This is a genomic window from Vibrio gazogenes (assembly GCF_002196515.1).
Classification (GTDB): domain Bacteria; phylum Pseudomonadota; class Gammaproteobacteria; order Enterobacterales; family Vibrionaceae; genus Vibrio; species Vibrio gazogenes_A.
On sequence record NZ_CP018835.1, the window covers coordinates 2,639,894 to 2,660,700 of the forward strand.

Below are 20,807 nucleotides of genomic sequence, written 5' to 3' on the forward strand. Positions count from 1 at the left end.
ATGACTGATGCGATTCAAAACGAAACGACTCAAGAAAGTAACAGACAAGAAGAGAATAAACTTATCGCAGAACGACGCGGCAAGTTAGATTATATCCGTCAGGATTGTAAGGCAAACGGTCATCCCAATGACTTTAGACGTGATAGTTTAGCCAGTGATTTGCAACAAACATTCGGTGAAAAGACAAAAGAAGAATTGGAAGCATTGAATCATGTTGTCGCCATTGCCGGACGAATTATGGCAAAACGCGGGCCTTTCTTGGTGATTCAAGAAACTTCCGGTCGGATTCAAGCCTATGCAGGTAAAGATGTGCAGAAAGCGCTGAAAGCCAAGTATCAAGGTTTGGATATCGGTGACATTATTGGTGTGAAAGGTGCGCTGCATAAATCCGGTAAAGGCGATCTGTATGTCAATATGGAATCCTATCAATTGCTGACGAAAGCGCTGCGTCCATTGCCAGAGAAGTTTCATGGTCTGACGGATCAGGAAATGCGCTACCGTCAACGTTATGTGGATCTGATTATGAACGAAGATTCGCGCCAAGCATTTATTATTCGTTCTAAACTGATTAGCGCGATTCGTCATTTTATGATTGGCAAAGGCTACATTGAAGTCGAAACACCAATGATGCAGAGCATCCCCGGTGGTGCAGCGGCACGTCCGTTTATTACACACCATAATGCGTTAGATATGGAAATGTATCTGCGAATTGCGCCGGAGCTCTATTTGAAGCGTTTGGTCGTGGGTGGCTTTGACCGTGTATTTGAAATCAACCGTAACTTCAGAAACGAAGGGCTGTCCCCTCGGCATAATCCTGAATTTACGATGATGGAATTCTATCAGGCTTATTCTGACTATAACGATTTGATGGATTTGACGGAAGAGATGCTGAGTTCGGTTGCTCAGGAAGTGCTGGGTTCGACCGCCATGCCTTATGGGGATGAAATGGTTGAGTTCGGTGGCCGTTATACACGGATGAGCATGTTAGAGGCAGTGAAGCACTACAACCCTGACCATGCTGATATTCAAAGCCTTGATAATGACAAGATTCAGGATCGTGACCTGATGGTCGCGATTGCTAAATCGTTACATATCGATGTTGAACCATTCTGGACATGTGGTCAGTTACTCGAGGAGATCTTTGGTGAGACGGCTGAACCCAAACTGATTCAACCGACGTTCATTACTGGTTATCCGGCTGATATCTCCCCATTGGCTCGCCGTAGTGATGACAATCCATTCCTGACGGATCGCTTTGAGTTCTTTATCGGTGGCCGAGAAGTTGCCAATGGTTTCTCTGAGCTGAATGATGCTGAAGATCAGGATGCACGCTTTAAAGCTCAAGTGGATGCAAAAGATGCTGGTGATGATGAAGCAATGTTCTATGATGCGGATTATATTACTGCGCTAGAACATGGCTTACCACCGACTGCCGGACAGGGGATCGGTATTGATCGCTTGGCGATGCTGTTTACAAACACGCATACGATTCGAGATGTGATTTTATTTCCAGCAATGCGTCATCAGGGATAATTGACTAAATTTATCACTTGTTATGGATTAAAGTGCTAAAAAATACGGAAAGCCTTTCCTTCGGGAAAGGCTTTGTTTTATCTGAAAGAGAAGGTAGGATGATTAGACCAGTGATGATTTCATATATTAGAGGAGTTGAAAGGGGGGATATATTTAAGTAGTTGTCATCGGATAAGGAAAACGGGTCGTAGTATTTTATCGCTTCTGTTCTTTTTATGTAATTTCTTATGTTAGTCTCATAATTAAGAATATGCGTTTTTTAATTCGTGCCTATGGTAGCGTAATTATTAATAATTAATACTATATAAGCCCCCAAATAACATAACAATATGAATAAATGATAAGGAATAGTTCATGGGTAATCAGTTCCGTATGGACTCTGTGCCAGGTTCTCTTATCGTGGTTGGTGGCACGTATGAACCATGGCTTTCGGTATTAGAACAAGTTGGTTGGCGATGTTCTCAAGTCGGCGATTTAAGAAAGGCAGATGTCTTTTTTGATGAAGTCGGTCCTTGTATTGGTATTGTCGATTTAAGTCACGATGAGTTCAGTTTAAATGGGGTTGCGAACTTAGTTAGTAGTCATAGACAAGTTCGATGGCTGGCATTCATTCGCGAGTCACAATTAAGCTCAGATACAATATGTCAATTTATTGTAAACTTTTGTATTGATTTCTTTACAGCGCCAATTCCTGATGCGCAGTTATTGAGCACGATTGGACATCAGCTTGGAATGTTGAAGCTTGAGAAAAAAGTATGGCCTCACTATGGGTTAAACGATAATTTTGGCTTGATTGGCGAGTCGGTTCCAATGAAACGACTCCGTGATCAGATCAAAAGAATTGGACCGACCGATGTGAGTATTTTGATTCATGGTGAAAGTGGTTCAGGGAAAGAGTTGGTTGCCAAAGCAGTCCATCATTCCTCTTCCCGTTCCAAAAAGCCATTTATCTCTGTGAATTGCCGAGCAATGTCCGAAAAACGTTTTGCGATGGAGTTGTTTGGTATCGATGCTGATGATGATTTTGTTTCCATTCTGGAAAAAGCAGATGGGGGGACGGTTCTTCTGAATGATATTTTATCGATTACGAAAGATCAGCAGTTAAATTTGCTCCGCTTTTTCCAAGAAGGGACGGTTGAGACATCGAGAGGACTTCAGACTGCTGATGTCCGAATATTGGCCGCAAATGCGACAGATATAGAGAAGGCTTTGATTGATGGTAATTTCAATGATGAGCTATATCACTATATTAATGTACTGCGAATCAATGTGCCCAGCTTGAAAGAACGTGTTTCCGATATTCCTTTAATTGCCCGTCATTATCTTCAGCAATTTTCAAAAGAATATAATGCTCAGGCCCGAGATTTTACAGAAGATGCTCTCAAAATACTTTCCCGCTATCATTGGCCAGGGAATATTCGTGAGTTAATTAATCAGGTAAAACGAATGGTTTTGATGTCTGATACCGTTATGCTCGGTGAGAGTAATCTGGATTTGCCAAAATTTGGGGATGGGAAATTAAGTCTGAAAAGTATCCGTGAACGTTCAGAAAAAGAGGCGTTGATGTTGGTGCTTGAGTCTAATTCCGGGCAAATTACTCAGGCAGCAAAAGAGTTAGGTATATCAAGAGCGACAATGTATCGTTTGTTGAATAAACATAATTTAATTTCTGAAGATATAAACTAATTATATTTTTTGAACATCTTATTTTAGCAAAGTTGTATGATACAGTTTGAAAGCCTTATGATTTCAGTAAGGCTTTTTTCGTTTTATCAAATATTCGTATGACTTAAAATAGTGTCAGTGAATTGTTTCAGTAAAATAATTTATTCTAGTTAAATGTCATCATGAATAGATGGATGATTGTTGATTATTGAACTAATCTATTTTTTTCAGAATATCATTCGTTCATTGATTGATTTATTGGCTTATTGCCATTAAATTATCGTTGTGGTTTCGACCATAATATTAACTGGATTGTAATAACTAAAGGAGACACGCTATGAAATCTATATTCTGCATTATTTCTGTTTGTGTGTCTTCATCTCATTCTGTTTGTAACTTGCTGGCAAGTGCTAAGCATTGCATGCCGCGACAAATGAAACGAGATATTTTTAGTTAATCAATCCGTAAGCTTTTTTATTAGGCTGCGGAAATGTAGCAGCTTAATAAGTCAAAGAATTCAATTCCCTATTCTGCATTCTGTTAAGTGTCGCTAGATTTCCTCCGGCCAATGATCCTCAGGAGATACTACTATGCGTCATTCACTTTATTTATCACTTGCAGCATGGCTCATCCGAGTCGATTTACGTCGTGAAGAACGGGTATGGAGAAGAAAAGTAAGTCGAAGTGCTTACGATATTCCATGGGATAACCCATATTTATTACGTGATATCGGTCTGGAAGCTGATGGTCGCCCCTTTGGTCGTTCAATCAATGAAGATCAGCGTGTAGCTCGTCGTATGCACCTGCTCAGTCAGTTTATATCATTGCGAATACCGACATAACTGAAACAGGCCAAAAGGGGATTTTAATCCTTTTGGCCTGGTACTCAATCAGCCCATCGGTGACCTTCGATAAGGTTTAGGGCAATCAATATCAGTAAAAATTACGGACAAGGGTTAGAGTAGGTTGTGGCAATGTCATTAATTTTGCCAATAATCTCATCCGACAATGTGACATCAATACTATCGATATTACTTTTTAATTGATCTAATGTCGTCGCACCGATGATGTTGGAACCGACAAAAGAGCGCTGGTTGACGAAAGCCAGCGCCATTTGTGCCGGATCAAGTTGATAATCTCGGGCAAGTTGAATATAAGCTTCTGTTGCTTTGATCCCTTGAGGAGTGAAGTAACGTTTAAAACGTTCGAAGCGTGTACAACGTGCCCCTTCCGGTTTGGCGCCATCAAGATATTTCCCGCTGAGAATACCAAATGCAAGTGGGGAGTAAGCCAGTAGTTGCACCCCTTCAAAATGGCTGATTTCTGACAGGCCGATCTCAAAGCTACGGTTCAGCAGGTTATATGGATTCTGAATGGTGACAATCCGAGGTAAATCATGTTTTTCGGCTAAGCGAAGATAGGTCATCACGCCCCAAGGGGTCTCATTAGAAACACCGATATAGCGAATTTTTCCTGCCCGGACGAGATCCGTCATCGCCTCCAGCGTTTCAATCAATGTGACTTCTTCTTGTTGCGGAAGTTCGGGATAGTTGAGTGTTCCAAAACAGTTTGTCTGGCGTTGCGGCCAGTGGAGTTGGTACAAATCGATATAATCGGTTTTCAAGCGCGCGAGACTATCGTCAATGGCCTGATGGATATTACGGTGATCCAGGGCCATATTTTCCCTGATCTGAAGTGGATTTCTTGGTCCGGCGTTCACTGGCCCGGCAACTTTGCTTGCCAGAACGATCTTCTCTCTCTTACCTGACTTTTCAAGCCAGTGGCCGATAAATTCTTCTGTTCTTCCCTGAGTCTCCGGAGAAGGGGGGATGGGATAGACTTCAGCGGTATCGATAAAATTCACGCCTCGTTCGAGGGCGTAGTCAAGTTGGCTGCAAGCATCATCACATGTATTTTGTTGACCGAAGGTCATGGTGCCAAGGCAGATTTTACTGACTTCTAATGTTGAGTGAGGCAGCTTTGTATAATGCATATGACTTCCTTTCTTGTTAGAGGACCAATTATCCAGTAGCTCCGACTGCATATCTTCATTAGGTTTGAGCGTGGTTATATATGCTTCGCCATTCACTATAAGCGAAATTCCTATCGAAAAGGAAATAGAAATTAATCGTAAATCATTGATGAAGAATAACCAGTATCACGCTGAATCACTCAAGATGAGGGGGCTGTGCGTTGTGGTGTGTTGTAAGGAGTAAATGATACTGTCGCTATATGAAATGATGAGCGAGGATCTGTGCGGTAAATTGCGTCCGTAGATAAAACCCTCGGGGACGTGTACGGATTAATTTTCCGTTATAACCGTAAGCTTCCGTTTTGACACGACCATTGGCTGCTTTCGGGCGTAATTGAAGGATCTCTCCATGTCTGGCGGTGATTTGCTCGATCTGTCCTAGAACAATGAACTCCATGAGCTCTTCCCAGTCATTTTTGAGTTGTGCCTCTTGTTCTGGTGAGGGACTCCATAATAGTGGTGCACCGACTTTTCTGTCAGAAAGCGGAATATCGCGTTCTCCTTCAACGGGGATCCAGAGGACTCGTGACAATTTGTTCCTGACATGGCTGTTTTCCCACGTCAAACCATGGACACCTGTGAGTGGTGCTACGGAGACGAATGTGGTTTCGAGTGGCTTGCCAACATAGCTGATGGGAATACTTTTTAGTTCAATGCCCAGTTTTTCAAAATCTTGTTGCGGTTTACTTCCTGCTGTTGCCCCCAAATGCCATTCGAGAAGTTGCCCGACCCAGCCTTTATCTTTTTTCAGATCCATCGGGACTTTCATCCGGGCCATGTCTGCAAGTTCTGCAAAACTGAGTCCGGCTATCTCCCAAGCTCTGTCAAGTAATTCACGCTCTGTCTTTGGTTCTGGTCTCATAAGATTTTTCGGATATTCGTCGTGGAAGTGCATCCGTTCAGGATGTAATACGCGTTAGTTTAACAGATGAAATGAGAGGTCGTCATGGGTTCTCTGAAAGTGCTTTTCGCTGATGATGTCCTCAGTTTATCCACAGGATGCTGATGTGTAATGATTTATTGCTTCAGGATATGGATGTATATACAGGTTTTTTCGGCGGGTTCTGTTATTTTTTCAGCAAAATCGCGATTGTCGTGTGGATAAATATGGTGGTGGTTGATCTTTGTTCAATGTGGTGAGGTGATTGATCCTTGTGAATCAAATTGGGATCATAAGTGTGATGTATTTTAATTTAAATCATTGATAAATAAAGGCTAATTTAATTTGCGTCGTGGTCGTTAAAAGATTTGTTGCGAGGATAGAATCTAAATATTGTGAGTAATCTATCACTTTTTCACATAGTTACTCACAGAAAAGGTGAATAAGATCCGCTAAATTTGTCATCTTGTGTTAATAAGTTACTTATCTGCTATGAAATATCAAATTTAGTCCACCGGGTATTTTTGTTTTTATTGTCAATGGATATTTGCTACATCTGGGGATCTATGAAAAAATCAGGAGAAGTTAATTTTTATTAGAGGTTTGCCAGTGATAGATGGCGATGGTTATCGACTGAATGTCGGAATTGTAATCTGCAACAACCATGGTCAGGTATTCTGGGCGAAACGATACGGACAACACTCTTGGCAATTCCCTCAGGGCGGAATTGATCATGGTGAAACTCCGGAACAAGCGATGTTCCGAGAGTTATACGAAGAGGTTGGTTTAACAAAAACGGATGTGAAGGTCATTGGTTCTAGTCGTCATTGGTTAAAGTACAAACTTCCCAAACGATTGGTACGCTGGGATTCTCAACCTGTCTGTATTGGACAAAAACAGAAATGGTTTCTTCTGCGTTTAGAGTGTCATGAGTCTAAAATTAACATGCAGCGTGGAGTAACCCCTGAATTTGATGGTTGGCGTTGGGTGAGTTATTGGTATCCGGTAAGGCAGGTTGTTTCCTTTAAACGCGATGTTTATCGGCGAGCAATGAAAGAGTTTGCCTCTATTGCGATGCCATTTAAAGCACGGAAAGTAAAAGGTAAACGGAAAGGGAAAAGAGGATAAACATGCTCTCTCAGCTTCGGGACATTATGGAACAGGTTTCAAAAGTTGAAGATGTTCATCAGGCCTTTGATATTCTGGTGCAACAAACCTGTGAAGCAATGAATACTGAATGCTGCACGATTTATCTCGCTAATGAAGAAAAATTACGCCTTGAATTGATAGCGACGCAAGGGCTGAAATTTAAAGGCAACAAAATACATATCGGTTTTGACGAGGGGTTGGTCGGATTAGTTAAACGTTCTGCTGAACCGATCAATCTGGCCGAAGCCTCTAAACATCCTAGCTTCAAATACTTCAGACAACTTGGCGAAGAGGTGTACCAAAGCTTTTTAGGTGCCCCTATTATTTACCGCAAACAAGTGCTGGGCGTTTTGGTTGTCCAGCAACGTTCTCCCCGTCAATTTAGTGAAATCGAAGAATCCTTTATGGTGACGCTTTCAGCTCAGTTAGCTGTTTTGGTCGCCCATGCGCAGTCTCAAGGTCTTTGGTCTCTGGCAAAACAACAACCGGTCGTGCGTGGTATTGGGGTGTCTCCGGGGGTCGCTATTGGTGAGTTCTGGTGGGATAACTCTCAACCGGAGCTAGAGAATGTTTTGCCAGCATCGACGCTCGACGTCAAGAAAGAACAGGAGTGGTTATCCAGAGCGGTTGAAATGGCTCTGAGCGATTTTCGGCGAATGCGTAAGAAATTGGATGGTGACATTCACAAAGAAACGCTGGCTATTTTTGATCTGTTTACCCATTTACTCAATGATCCGATGTTACGTAAAGATCTGAAAGAGCAGATCCTCAAAGGTGATCGAGCGGACTGGGCCTTACGTCAGGTGGTTGAGGCATATGTCGAACGCTTTTCCCAAATGTCGGATGTTTACCTGCGAGAAAGAGCTCAAGATGTCCGGGAGCTCGGGCAGCGGATGTTGTACTTTTTGTACAACAGTGAACAGGATGAGTTGGCGCTGGAAAAGCCGATCATTCTTGTTGTCAGAGAATTAACCGCCTCAATTCTGGCCAGTATTCCAAAAGATAAACTCTTGGCGGTGGTCTCACTCGAAGGTGCTGCTAACTCCCATGCTGCGATTCTCTCCCGAGCCTTGGGAATTCCTGCCATCATGGGCGTTTCCTTAAATTTTAAAGAAATTAATAATCAATTAGCGATTGTCGATGGTTACAGTGGCTTCATTCATATCTCACCGGATTCTGAGGTTCTGGCCGAATACCAAGAGCTGATGGAAGAAGAAGGTGAGTTGTCCGAAATGGTCAATCAAAGCCTTGCTGAGAAAGCGATTACGAGCGATGGATATCCGGTCAATATTTTGCTGAATGCAGGGCTGAATACCGAAAACAATACCGCAGTGAATCAAGGGGTGGATGGTGTCGGTTTGTACCGGACCGAAATCTCGTTCTTATTACAGAATCGTTTTCCTTCCGAAGAAGAACAGACTCAAATTTATCGTCAGGTTCTATGCTCGCACCCCGACAAGATGGTTGTGATGAGAACGTTAGATGTCGGCGGTGACAAGCCTTTACCTTATCTGCCAATTGAAGAAGATAATCCATTTTTAGGGTGGCGTGGTATCCGTTTCACACTTGATCATCCGGATATTTTTCTGATTCAACTTCGGGCAATGCTCAAAGCCAGTATAGAGACGAGTAATCTGGGTATTTTGTTACCGATGATTTCTGGCATGAAAGAACTCGATGATGCGCTGGCTTTTATTGAACAAGCATTTATGGAAGTCTCGGCAGTGGATGACCGAGTGAAAATGCCTGCAATCGGGATTATGCTTGAAGTGCCATCGATGATTTACCTTTTACCTCAGATGGCTGATCGGGTTGACTTTATTTCAGTGGGAACAAACGATCTGACACAATATTTATTAGCGGTTGATCGGAACAATGCCCGAGTTGCTGATGTCTATGAATCCATGCATCCGTCAGTCTTGATGGCGTTAAAGCATATCTCTGATGTGTGCCATCAGCATCAGATTAATGTCTGTGTGTGTGGTGAGCTTGCAGGGGATCCGATAGGGGCATTGCTTCTGATCGGTATGGGGTATCAGACATTGAGTATGAACACCGCGAACGTTGCGAAAGTGAAATACCTCATTCGTCATTCAGAAGTCAAAACGCTGGAAAAACTTGCATCGCAAGCACTGATGCAAAGCTATGGTCATGATATTTATAGTATGATGCGGACTTATTTTGAAGAGTTCGGTTTTGCTGGCTTTATCCGCGCCGGTAAACATTAAATTAATGTAAGGAACGAGCGTGACCATCACTTTTGTCTTGTTGTTGATTGTGTTAGGTGCTTTTGTCGGCGTGATGGCTGGGCTATTGGGTATCGGTGGTGGCTTAATTATTGTTCCGGCCCTGTTATTGTTATTTCCTCATATCGGCATCGCACCTGATATCGCGATGCAAGTGGCTTTGGCAACCTCTCTCTCCTGTATTATTCTGACCTCCGGCTCTTCGGCCTTGAATCATTTACGCTATGGCAATATCGATTTATTAGCCGTGAAATGGCTGACGCCCGGAATTGTTGCCGGAGGATTGATTGGCGCGACGCTTGCTGACGAGATGCCGAGCGGATACCTGCCCAAAGTATTTGGGATGATTGTTTTTTTTCTGGCGATACAAATGTTTCTCTCGATTCGTCAGCAGGTTACGAAACCGATGCCCGGGCAAGGTGCGATGTTATTGAGTGGAAGCTTAATTGGTATGATTGCCAGTTTGGCTGGTATCGGTGGCGGGGCGCTATCGGTGCCCTATCTCAACAAACATGGCGTAGAAATGCGTAAGGCAGTTGGCACATCATCACTCTGTGGCTGTGTGATTGCATTGTCTGGTATGGTGGGGTTTATCTGGCACGGTTTTTCAGTGAAAAACCTGCCTGAATTTAGTCTCGGGTATGTTTATTTACCTGCTTTGCTGTTTGTTTCCTGTGCGTCGATATTTACGACCAAAGTCGGAGCCAAGTTAGCGAGTGAGTTACCGACATCAGTATTGAAAAAAGTGTTTTCTGTTTTTCTGATGTTTATATCTGTTTATATGTTGCTGCGCTGAGCGTGGTATGTCATAAACCATTTTATATTGAATAAAGAGTAATGATTTATGTCTCAGGAATTCCTGCACTTTCCGAATATTGATCCTGTTTTAGTCTCCATTGGACCACTTTCGATCCGTTGGTATGGTGTTATGTATCTGCTAGGGTTCCTCTTTGCGACTTGGCTTGCGAACCGAAGAGCAGATAAGGAAGGCAGCGGGTGGACGAGAGAGCAGGTTTCTGACCTTTTGTTTGCCGGATTTGTAGGTGTGGTGATTGGCGGGCGTGTAGGCTATGTCCTGTTTTATGGATTTGAATATTTTCTGGCCGATCCATTATATCTGTTTAAGGTCTGGACCGGAGGGATGTCTTTCCATGGTGGTTTACTCGGTGTGATTACGGCAATGTTCTGGTATGCAAGGCGCAATCATCGCCAGTTTTTTGCCGTTGCGGACTTCGTCGCACCACTGGTTCCATTCGGACTTGCGATGGGGCGTTTAGGGAATTTTATGAATGGGGAGTTGTGGGGAAGAGTGACACATGTGCCTTGGGGAATGGTTTTTCCCGGTGCGGGGCCACTGCCACGCCATCCTTCCCAGTTGTATGAGTTCTTTTTGGAAGGTGTCCTCTTGTTTATCATCCTGAACCTCTTTATTCGCAAACCTCGTCCAGCGGGTTCGGTTGCCGGACTATTTCTGATTGGTTACGGTGCATGCCGCACATTTGTTGAGTATTTCAGAGAGCCGGATGCACAACTGGGCTTGTTTGCCGGATTCATCTCGATGGGGCAAATTCTTTCTTTACCGATGATTCTAGCCGGGGCACTGTTGATGGTTTGGGCTTATCGTCGTCATTCAGGTGTGTCAGCACAATAAATCGACATCTTAGAATAATGATTATTAGGTTGGCTAAATGGCTTTAAACGCATTAAAGACGAAGTTATCGAGACATATGACCGGGGATGCGAGAGCCCCGTTTGATACTTGTCATTATAAAACGCATAGTTTGAGTGTTGAATTGGGCGAAAGGATCGATAATTTTTGTCTGTTTCATGAAGTCGCTTATCAAGAACTAAACCGCAAATGTGAAGCATTGAATCATTTTTCTGCGAAGGTTAAGGCACAGCTTGAAGTGACAGATGATGATGAAGAACGAGAATATCTTCAGTATCGTGCTTCTCAATTTATTGGTTCAAATGATATGGATGTACAGCGAGTCAAAAACCTTGCTGATGAATCAGCCATTATCGGTTTGTGGGCTATTGTCGAGCAATTCTCTAAGCGGGCGTATGTGCTGCTGAAATCCAATTTATCCGGCGTTGAAGCATCAACGGTGAATCCGCCTTATCGATGGGATTTGATCGAAAATGCTTATCATGAATTTGGTTTGACACTGAATTTGCTCACGCATTACGACACCGTTAATGAACTTCGGGTCGTTAACAATAAAATCAAACATCTCTATCAGGTTGATAGTACTTTGGCTGCTTTTCCTCGTTTTGCCGATAAGGAGGGGCTTTCGATGATTCTCTTAGACTACCCTGTACACGAGTATGAAGAGGCGGTTTACCAGTTTCTGGGCCGTTTATTCGTATGGGTTGGGGAACAAATTGATGCCCATGGCGTTGTTAGTCCGGTCGAAAGCTAGTTGGGGATGAGGCGTATTTGGGGGCACTTGCTGAGACATTCTCAAGTAAAGGCCCTCGACTTAAGTTATTGGTCGAAGGCCTTGTGTCGTTATATTGCGACGGGGGCTTTTATCGATGGATACGGGTCATAGCCAACGATTTCGAAATCTTCAAAACGATAGTCATAAATCGACTCGGGGTGGCGTGAAATGCGCAATTCCGGTAACTGTCGTGGCTCTCGGGTGAGCTGTGTTTTAATTTGTTCCATATGATTCGAATACGCGTGTAAATCACCAAAACTGACCACAATTTCATGAGGTATCAGATCGCATTGTTGGGCGAGCATATGGGTGAGCAACGCCAATGAGGCAATGTTATAAGGTAACCCGAGGAAGCTGTCTGAGCTACGAATGTATAATTGTGCAGAGAGCTTGCCGTTTGAGACATAAAACTGATATAGCAAATGACAGGGTGGGAGTGCCATTTTCCCCTGACTGGCATTGTCTTGAGGCGCCATGGACTCGTCCGGTAAATATTCAACATTCCAGCCGTGGAATAGAATACGGCGACTGTTGGGATTATTTTTTAAAGCATCCACGACATAATCGATTTGATTGATACTCTCACCTGATTGTGTTGGCCATGCTGTCCACTGCTTGCCATAGATCGGGCCTAAGTCACCATCTTCCGTCGCCCATTCATCCCAGATCGAAACACCATTCGCTTTGAGCCATTTGGTATTGGTGTCGCCACTCAGGAACCAAATTAATTCGTTTGCGATACTTTTGAAGTGGAGCTTCTTGGTTGTAATGAGAGGAAAACCCTCTTGGAGGTTGTGTCGAATTTGACGGCCAAACACCGAAAGTGTACCGGTGCCGGTACGATCACCTTTGACATCACCGTTTTCCAGAATATCTTCCAATAATGCAATGTACTGCTTCATAACTTGCCTATTCACGAATTTTTTATCAGTTTAATGAATTTCCCGAAGACTTGTAAGGGGCAGTATCGAAGATATTTTTATGTTCGGATATATCGATGCTATAGATTGAAAACGACGATCATTTCGATCATGCTGATGATAGAATACGCTGTACTACTCTAAATTGAATCTGATTGATGGTCTGGGTATATGTCTCATTTGAATTACAATCACTTATATTATTTTTGGATGGTTTGTAAACAAGGATCGGTCACGAAAGCCGCCCAAGCTTTATTCCTGACACCACAAACAGTGACCGGGCAGATTAAAGCGCTTGAGGCACGTATGGATGGTCAGTTGATGAAACGTGCTGGGCGACGGGTTGAACCGACAGAGCTGGGACAGCTGGTTTATAAATATGCAGATCGTATGTATGGCTTGAGCTATGAGATGCTCGATATCGTCAACTATAGTCAGCGGGCAAATCTATTACTCGATGTTGGGGTTGCTGATGCCATTTCTAAACAGATCGTCAGTAAGATTTTGTCGTGCGCCGTTCCTGAAGATGAACATATTCATTTGCGTTGCTTTGAATCGACACATGAGCTGCTGCTTGAGCAGCTTTCGCAGCATAAACTGGATATGATTCTGTCTGATTGCCCAGTGGATTCTGCTCGTAGTCCCGGTTTATTTAGTAAAAAGCTGGGGGAAAATCAAATGTGCTTTTTCTCATATACGATGCCTCAAGAGCGCTCACTCATTGAATGCTTGTCTGGTGGAAAAATACTAATTCCGGGGAGTCGGACCGCAATGGGAAGAAGTGTGATGCACTGGTTTGATAGCCAGGGCATTCAACCTAATATTATGGGGGAGTTTGATGATGTCGCGCTGATGAAAGCCTTCGCCAGAGAACATCGAGAGGTCATTTTTTTAGCACCGTCACTCTATACAGAGGGAGGGAATGGTGATTTGCCGATACATTTGATCGATATAATTGATGAGTTGAAGGAAGAATATTTCGTTATCTTTGCTGAGCGGATGATTCAACATCCGGCTGTGAAACGTATATGTAGTGAAGATTTTAGTTATTTATCAGTATAATTGGTTCTTTTCCATGAGTAATTGCTTTAATATCTAGTACTTGCTTATTATATAAGTACAAGTTTTGTGATGCCGTAGCGAAAATAATAACCATTAATCGCGGTGAATGAACAGAAAGTAGAGTGATTTTGTAAGGCTGCAGGGTTGTAGCCGCTATGTATGAAATGAACCTGTCCATAAAGGGAGCCTTTCGTGAATCTTCAGGAAATGGAACAAAAATCAGCTAAAGCCGTTGTATTGCTCAAAGCAATGGCGAATGAGAGACGCCTCCAGATATTATGTTTACTGTTAGCACAGGAATTTTCAGTAGGTGAGTTGAGTGAGAAGCTTGAGTTGAGTCAGTCTGCATTATCGCAACATTTGGCGTTACTCCGTCGGGAGAAATTAGTTGCGACGCGGAAAGAAGCGCAGACGGTTTACTATTCGCTCAGTAGTCATGAAGTGAAAGAAATGATCGAGTTGTTGTATCGTCTTTATTGTTCGTAAACAGGCGTTGATTGATATCAGAGAAATAAAAAAACCGACAAAATGTCGGTTTTTTATTTTTGTATGAAGCAATTAATGCATTACAGCGCTTTGATTGCAGCAACAAAACGAGCTTTATGACGAGCTGCTTTATTCTTGTGGATCAGGCCTTTTGTTGCCATACGATCAAGAATTGGTGTTGCTTCAGTTAGTGCAGCAGTTGCAGCTTCTTTGTCGCCAGCTTTAATAGCAGCGACAGTTTTTTTCATATAAGTGCGCATCATTGAGCGGCGGCTCGCGTTGTGTTGACGATTTTTTTCCGCCTGAATAGCGCGCTTCTTAGCAGATTTACTATTTGCCAAGGGTCTACTCCCAAAAACTTTAGTTCAGTGACATTTTAAGGGCGGGAACTATCCCTTATTTACCTAAAAATGTCAATTCATTTGTGCAAAAACACAACGGACCAAAACATTTTTGGTATCGTTGGACATTCGCGGTTAAGATGGCGGGGATTCTAACAGCATTCTTTTTTGAATGCTAATACTTAATCTGCTCTTTCAATCGTCATCTTTTTTGGTGTTTATATGTCTCTGTACAAGCGTGATGTTGTATCGTTCGGTTTGAATCAATCGACATATTGTTGACACAACTATGATTTGAAAAGCAGCGCATTCTACGTTAAAAAACTGCACACAGGCAGAAAGTATTTTCAGCACGCCGGATAAAGCCAGCGCGATGCTTTTCATCCTGCTATATCAGTAAAGTCACCGGGATTATCTCGGATGCGATTTGACATATAAATAGAGGTAACGGTGAGTCAACGTCTTCTCAGGTCTGGACTGATTGTCAGTACCATGACACTGCTCTCGCGTGTTTTAGGATTATTTCGAGATATCGTGGTTGCGAATCTTATGGGGGCCGGTGCGAGTGCCGATGTGTTTTTCTTTGCCAATAAAATCCCCAATTTTTTACGCCGTTTATTTGCTGAAGGCGCTTTTTCACAGGCTTTTGTCCCCGTATTGACCGAATATCACGCTCAGGGGGATATGGACAAAACACGCCTGTTAATTGCCCGGGCTTCGGGGACGTTGGGCGTTCTCGTTTCGATCGTCACGTTGTTGGGGGTTCTTGGGTCTAGTGTTGTGACGGCTGTTTTCGGGGCTGGTTGGTTCCTCGATTGGTTACATGGCGGACCGTCAGCCGCAAAGTTTGAGCTGGCTAGCTTACTTCTCAAAATTACATTTCCTTATTTATGGTTTATCACCTTTGTTGCGTTGTCTGGTGCGATTTTAAATACGTTGGGTAAATTTGCGGTTTCTTCATTCACGCCGGTATTTCTGAACGTGATGATTATTGGTTCAGCACTGTTGATTTCCCCTCGACTGGCACAACCAGAGATTGGTTTAGCTTGTGGCGTATTTCTCGGTGGACTGGTTCAATTTCTGTTTCAGTTACCTTTTCTGATTAAAGCTGGTGTTTTTGTCTGGCCGAAATGGGGATGGAATGATCCCGGAGTACGAAAAATCAGAACCTTGATGATCCCGGCGCTATTCGGTGTGTCTGTTAGTCAAATCAATTTATTGTTTGATACCTTTATCGCCAGCTTTTTGCAAACAGGGTCAATTAGCTGGCTGTATTATTCGGACCGCTTGTTGGAATTTCCGCTCGGATTATTTGGTATCGCCATTGCTACCGTGATTTTGCCGGCATTATCAAGAAAGCATGTCGATGCTGAGCCTATCGGATTTGCGAATACAATGGATTGGGGGGTCCGGATGGTTTGTCTGTTGGGAATCCCTGCCACGCTTGGTTTGATCGTGTTAGCTCAACCGATGATTATGGTCTTGTTTATGCGTGGTGAGTTTACTTTAGTCGATGTGCAGCAGGCTGCGCTTTCGCTACAGGCATACGCTTCCGGTCTACTGTGTTTTATGTTGATCAAAGTACTGGCTCCGGGATACTACTCTCGTCAAGATACTAAAACGCCCGTCAAATATGGGATTGTGGCAATGGTCACCAACATGTTTTTTAATGCTGTATTTGCTTGGTTTTTCGGTTATGTCGGTTTGGCAATGGCGACTGCATTGTCAGCATTTGTCAACATGTCCTTACTATATCGAGGACTACATTTAGCCGCTGTATATCGGATGCAGCGTTCGACCATTCTATTTATTGGCCGGATTTTTGTTGCCAGTCTCATCATGAGTGTATGTCTTGCGTTGGGAGCAGACCATCTGGCGACTTGGGCTGAGTGGGGGACGTTAAAACGGGCGCTTATGTTGGCAGGGTTGATCGTGTCCGGTGCCTGTATTTATGGGGGCGTCAGCCTCATCAGCGGGATTCGGTTGAAAGATATCCGAGTGACCCAGTAGGTGTAGCCTCGCGTGTTTATATTGGGGAAAGTTGGTCTTTCTGTGAGACAGTCACATCATTAAAGCAGGATGTGGAACGCATTTGTTGGCTTGATTGACTTTCTTCTCCTGAGCTGAGGTTATATAATCCGTCGGTTTCATCACCAGAGAATTGAATCATAGGTTTTAAACGTCCGATATGGAATTAATCCGAGGTATTCATAACATACGTACTCAGCACCACGGTTGTGCGCTGACAATCGGGAATTTTGATGGTGTCCACCTCGGACATCAACAGGTACTGCGGTTAGTGTCAGAACAAGCCCGTGTATTGGGTGTTCCATCGATGGTGATGACTTTTGAACCACAGCCGATGGAGCTATTTAATCAACATCATGCTCCGGCTCGTTTGACACGCCTGCGCGATAAATTTGTGCAGTTGAGTCGACTCGACATTGATCGCCTGCTTTGTGTTAATTTTGATCATCAATTTGCTCAGTTAGATGCAGAAACCTTTATTCATGACTTGTTGGTCAAGCACTTGGGTGTTAAGTTTCTTGTCATTGGCGATGATTTTTGTTTTGGTCGGCAACGGCGCGGTAATTTTGCGATGTTGCAACAAGCCGGAGAGAAATTCGGTTTCGATGTGGTTAGTACACAAAGTTTCTGTGTTGATCGCCTGCGGGTCAGTAGTACTGCGATTCGTGAGGCATTGGCGCATGATGAGCTTGCCGCTGCCAAAGAGATGCTTGGGCGTCATTACAGTATCAGCGGCCGAGTGTCTCATGGGCGGAAGCTCGGACGTACGATTGGTTTTCCGACTGCAAATATCCCGTTGAAACGATGTGTTTCACCTGTTTCCGGGGTGTATGCCGTGCAGGTTTCTGGGCTGACTGAAACACCGATTAATGGTGTTGCAAATATCGGCCACCGACCAACGGTGAGCGGTGTTCGTCAGCAACTGGAAGTTCATTTGTTTGACTTTCATGGCAATATTTACGGTAAACAGTTAGAAGTCGCACTTTTACATAAACTTCGAGGGGAGCATAAATTTGATTCCTTTGAAGCATTGAAACAACAAATAGAATTGGATGCTGAAGCTGCAAGGGTGTGGTTGCTTCAGTATGAGGGTTAGCCGAGATATATTCGGCTGACATAATGTCTAACTTCGCCCAGTATAACGGAATTAAGAATCGATGAGTGAATATAAAGATACCCTGAATTTACCTGAAACAGGGTTTCCAATGCGTGGCAATCTGGCGCAACGCGAGCCGGATATGCTGAAACGTTGGTATCAAGAGGACCTTTACGGTGCTATCCGTAAAGCTAAAAAAGGCAAAAAATCTTTCGTATTACATGATGGCCCTCCTTACGCCAACGGTGATATTCATATTGGTCACGCTCTGAATAAGATTCTTAAAGACATTATTATCAAATCCAAAACGCTTTCCGGTTTTGACTCTCCTTATATTCCGGGGTGGGACTGTCACGGATTACCGATTGAGTTGATGGTTGAAAAGAAAGTGGGCAAACCGGGACAAAAAGTCACGGCCGCTGAATTTCGTGAAAAATGTCGTGAGTATGCTGCCGGCCAAGTTGAAGGACAAAAAGAGAGCTTTAAACGTCTCGGCATCCTTGGTGAGTGGGATAAACCTTATCTCACGATGGATTTTGCCACTGAGGCGAACATTATCCGTGCTTTAGGCAAAATTGCTGATAACGGGCATCTGCTCAAAGGTTTTAAGCCGGTTCACTGGTGTACTGATTGTGGCAGTGCCCTTGCCGAAGCCGAAGTTGAATATAAAGATAAACAATCGCCATCAATTGATGTACGTTTCAAAGCGGTTGATGTACCGGCGCTGTTGTCTAAATTCACTTTAAATCAAGGGCATGAAGGCGATGGCGATCTCTCTATCGTCATCTGGACGACAACGCCATGGACCTTGCCGGCAAACCGTGCTGTCTGTTTACGCGATGATCTGGAATATGTTTTGATTCAGATTGAAGCGGATGAAGCAACAGGGCGTCAGGCTGAGCGGATTATTGTTGCTTCCGAGCTGGCCAAAGATGTGATGGATCGTGCCGGGATTGAACATTTCCATCATCTAGGGTTTGCAAGCGGAGCGGATTTAGAATTAACCCGCTTCCATCACCCGTTCTATGATTTCACTGTGCCTGCTATTTTGGGCGATCATGTTACGACAGATTCAGGGACTGGAGTGGTGCATACCGCGCCCGGCCACGGTCAGGAAGACTTTGTTGTTGGTCAGAAGTATCAACTGGAAGTTGCAAACCCTGTGGGATCAAATGGTGTTTATCTGCCGGATACTGAATTGTTTGCTGGTCAGCACGTGTTTAAAGCCAATGATACAGTGATTGAAGTCCTGAAAGAAAAAGGCGCGCTGTTACATCATCATGCTTATGAACATAGCTATCCTCATTGTTGGCGCCATAAGACACCGATTATTTTCCGCGCGACACCACAGTGGTTTGTGTCGATGGATCAGGCGGGATTGCGCCACAAAGCGCTGGAAGCAATCAAAGGTATCAAATGGATGCCAGATTGGGGTGAAGGCCGTATTCAAAGTATGGTTGAAGGTCGTCCTGAATGGTGTATTTCCCGGCAAAGAACGTGGGGTGTACCAATTGCACTATTTGTACATAAAGAGACGTCTGAATTACATCCGAATTCTTCTGCGCTGATTGAGCAGGTTGCTCAACGGGTAGAGCAAAAAGGTATTCAGGCATGGTGGGATCTGGATGTTGCAGAACTGTTGGGTGATGACGCGCAGCAGTATGAAAAAGTATTGGATACGCTGGATGTTTGGTTTGACTCTGGCGTGACTCATTATTCAGTTGTCGATTCCCGTGAAGAGTTCCACGGTGCACAGGCGGATATGTATCTGGAAGGGTCCGATCAACATCGCGGCTGGTTCCAGTCTTCGCTGATCTCATCGATTGCGATGAAAGACAAAGCACCATACCGAGAAGTGTTGACGCATGGTTTCACGGTAGATGGACAAGGTCGTAAGATGTCTAAATCGATCGGCAACACCATCGCCCCGAAAGACGTCGTCAATAAATTGGGTGCAGATATTTTACGGTTGTGGGTTGCTTCTACGGATTATACCGGTGAAGTTGCCGTTTCTGATGAGATTTTGAAGCGTTCTGCGGATGCATATCGCCGGATTCGTAATACATCCCGCTTCTTCTTGGCGAACCTGAACGGCTTTAATCCGGCAACAGATATTGTTCCGATGGAAGAGATGGTTGCACTGGATCGCTGGGCTGTCGCTCGTGCGCTCGCAACCCAGCAAGAAATCATCAAAGCTTATGATGGATATAACACGCATGCTGTTGTTCAGCGCTTAATGCATTTCTGTTCGATTGAAATGGGTTCTTTCTATCTCGATGTGATTAAAGACCGTCAATACACTGCCAAGTGCGGCGGACATGCACAAAGAAGTTGTCAAACAGCATTATTCTACATCGTTGAAGCTTTGGTTCGTTGGATGGCACCGATTATGTCATTCACTGCGGATGAAATCTGGCGTGAAATGCCAGAACTACAAGCAAACGGTGCAACACGTCATCCGTTTGTCTTCGCTGAAGAATGGTACGAAGGCCTTTTCGATTTGCAGGATGGTGAGTCTTTGGATCACGCATTCTGGAGTAGCATTCAAGATGTCCGTGGTGTCGTCAATAAGTTGCTGGAAACAGCGCGGAGTGAGAAGATCATCGGTGGTTCATTACAAGCGGAAGTAACGCTGTACGTTGATGGTGAGCTGGCAGATAAACTGAATCGACTTGAAGATGAACTCCGTTTTGTGTTGTTGACCTCGAAAGCCGTTGTTCAACCGGTTTCGCAGAAAACGGAACAAGCGCAGAGTACCGAGATTGATGGTTTGTTTGTCATGGTTTCAGCGACTGAAGCAGAGAAATGTGAACGTTGCTGGCACCATACGGATGATGTCGGTACGATTGCCGGACATGAACACATTTGCGGTCGCTGTGTCTCTAATATCGAAGGTGCTGGCGAAGTCCGTAAATTTGCATAATC

At 43.9% G+C, this 20,807-nt stretch carries 17 protein-coding genes; 13 read left to right on the plus strand and 4 right to left on the minus strand.

Features of this window, described 5'->3' with window-relative positions; all coding sequences use genetic code 11:
* The 3 genes from lysS to BSQ33_RS12040 all read left to right on the plus strand — a co-directional run bounded on the left by lysS (position 1) and on the right by BSQ33_RS12040 (position 4,040).
* Positions 1–1,533 (plus strand): lysine--tRNA ligase, encoded by a 1,533-nt coding sequence (gene lysS / locus BSQ33_RS12030; RefSeq protein ID WP_021020702.1) that lies wholly within the window; start codon positions 1–3, stop codon positions 1,531–1,533.
* Positions 1,534–1,887: 354 nt separating this feature from the next.
* Entirely contained in the window at positions 1,888–3,219 is a 1,332-nt protein-coding gene (gene vpsR, locus BSQ33_RS12035; protein ID WP_021020701.1) for a cyclic-di-GMP-binding transcriptional regulator VpsR, read from the plus strand.
* A gap of 569 nt (positions 3,220–3,788) precedes the next feature.
* Entirely contained in the window at positions 3,789–4,040 is a 252-nt protein-coding gene (locus tag BSQ33_RS12040) for a DUF1127 domain-containing protein (RefSeq protein WP_088134166.1), read from the plus strand.
* Positions 4,041–4,141: 101 nt separating this feature from the next.
* On the opposite strand, the gene BSQ33_RS12045 is transcribed toward BSQ33_RS12040, so the two are convergent.
* Positions 4,142–5,191, minus strand: coding sequence for an NADP(H)-dependent aldo-keto reductase (locus BSQ33_RS12045; RefSeq protein ID WP_021020699.1), 1,050 nt, complete (start codon positions 5,189–5,191; stop codon positions 4,142–4,144).
* A 235-nt stretch (positions 5,192–5,426) separates the two neighbouring features.
* A complete protein-coding gene (gene mutH, locus BSQ33_RS12050) occupies positions 5,427–6,092 on the minus strand; it encodes a DNA mismatch repair endonuclease MutH (protein WP_088134167.1) in 666 nt (221 codons plus the stop codon).
* A 627-nt stretch (positions 6,093–6,719) separates the two neighbouring features.
* Between mutH and rppH the strand changes: the two genes are divergently transcribed.
* Genes rppH through BSQ33_RS12075 form a run of 5 tightly spaced genes read left to right on the plus strand, consistent with a single transcriptional unit; the run spans position 6,720 to position 11,928 of the window.
* Positions 6,720–7,238 carry an RNA pyrophosphohydrolase gene (gene rppH / locus BSQ33_RS12055; protein WP_027694250.1) on the plus strand — a complete coding sequence of 173 codons (519 nt, stop codon included), beginning with the start codon at positions 6,720–6,722 and terminating at the stop codon, positions 7,236–7,238.
* 2 nt (positions 7,239–7,240) lie between these two features.
* Positions 7,241–9,487, plus strand: a complete 2,247-nt coding sequence (gene ptsP, locus BSQ33_RS12060) for a phosphoenolpyruvate--protein phosphotransferase (protein WP_021020696.1) — start codon at positions 7,241–7,243, stop codon at positions 9,485–9,487.
* Positions 9,488–9,506: 19 nt separating this feature from the next.
* Positions 9,507–10,301 carry a sulfite exporter TauE/SafE family protein gene (locus BSQ33_RS12065; RefSeq protein WP_021020695.1) on the plus strand — a complete coding sequence of 265 codons (795 nt, stop codon included), beginning with the start codon at positions 9,507–9,509 and terminating at the stop codon, positions 10,299–10,301.
* A 48-nt stretch (positions 10,302–10,349) separates the two neighbouring features.
* Positions 10,350–11,156 (plus strand): prolipoprotein diacylglyceryl transferase, encoded by an 807-nt coding sequence (lgt, locus tag BSQ33_RS12070; RefSeq protein WP_021020694.1) that lies wholly within the window; start codon positions 10,350–10,352, stop codon positions 11,154–11,156.
* Between the two features lie 37 nt (positions 11,157–11,193).
* Complete coding sequence (locus BSQ33_RS12075; RefSeq protein ID WP_088134169.1) at positions 11,194–11,928, plus strand: hypothetical protein; 735 nt, start codon at positions 11,194–11,196, stop codon at positions 11,926–11,928.
* Between the two features lie 89 nt (positions 11,929–12,017).
* On the opposite strand, the gene BSQ33_RS12080 is transcribed toward BSQ33_RS12075, so the two are convergent.
* Positions 12,018–12,851: a thymidylate synthase gene (locus BSQ33_RS12080; RefSeq protein WP_088134170.1), complete on the minus strand. Its 834-nt coding sequence runs from the start codon at positions 12,849–12,851 to the stop codon at positions 12,018–12,020.
* A 189-nt stretch (positions 12,852–13,040) separates the two neighbouring features.
* Here BSQ33_RS12080 and nhaR point away from each other — a divergent pair, with 189 nt between their 5' ends.
* Complete coding sequence (gene nhaR / locus BSQ33_RS12085) at positions 13,041–13,931, plus strand: transcriptional activator NhaR (protein WP_021020691.1); 891 nt, start codon at positions 13,041–13,043, stop codon at positions 13,929–13,931.
* A 192-nt stretch (positions 13,932–14,123) separates the two neighbouring features.
* Complete coding sequence (locus tag BSQ33_RS12090) at positions 14,124–14,417, plus strand: ArsR/SmtB family transcription factor (RefSeq protein WP_021020690.1); 294 nt, start codon at positions 14,124–14,126, stop codon at positions 14,415–14,417.
* Positions 14,418–14,497: 80 nt separating this feature from the next.
* Here BSQ33_RS12090 and rpsT read toward each other — a convergent pair whose 3' ends face one another.
* The gene (gene rpsT / locus BSQ33_RS12095; RefSeq protein WP_021020689.1) at positions 14,498–14,758 is read right to left on the minus strand and encodes a 30S ribosomal protein S20; all 261 of its coding nucleotides are present in this window, start codon (positions 14,756–14,758) and stop codon (positions 14,498–14,500) included.
* A 492-nt stretch (positions 14,759–15,250) separates the two neighbouring features.
* Here rpsT and murJ point away from each other — a divergent pair, with 492 nt between their 5' ends.
* The 3 genes from murJ to ileS all read left to right on the plus strand — a co-directional run bounded on the left by murJ (position 15,251) and on the right by ileS (position 20,805).
* Positions 15,251–16,768 carry a murein biosynthesis integral membrane protein MurJ gene (gene murJ, locus BSQ33_RS12100; protein WP_420070634.1) on the plus strand — a complete coding sequence of 506 codons (1,518 nt, stop codon included), beginning with the start codon at positions 15,251–15,253 and terminating at the stop codon, positions 16,766–16,768.
* A 178-nt stretch (positions 16,769–16,946) separates the two neighbouring features.
* Complete coding sequence (gene ribF / locus BSQ33_RS12105) at positions 16,947–17,882, plus strand: bifunctional riboflavin kinase/FAD synthetase (RefSeq protein WP_088134171.1); 936 nt, start codon at positions 16,947–16,949, stop codon at positions 17,880–17,882.
* A gap of 61 nt (positions 17,883–17,943) precedes the next feature.
* Positions 17,944–20,805 (plus strand): isoleucine--tRNA ligase, encoded by a 2,862-nt coding sequence (gene ileS, locus BSQ33_RS12110; protein WP_021020687.1) that lies wholly within the window; start codon positions 17,944–17,946, stop codon positions 20,803–20,805.
* Positions 20,806–20,807: the final 2 nt, after the last annotated feature.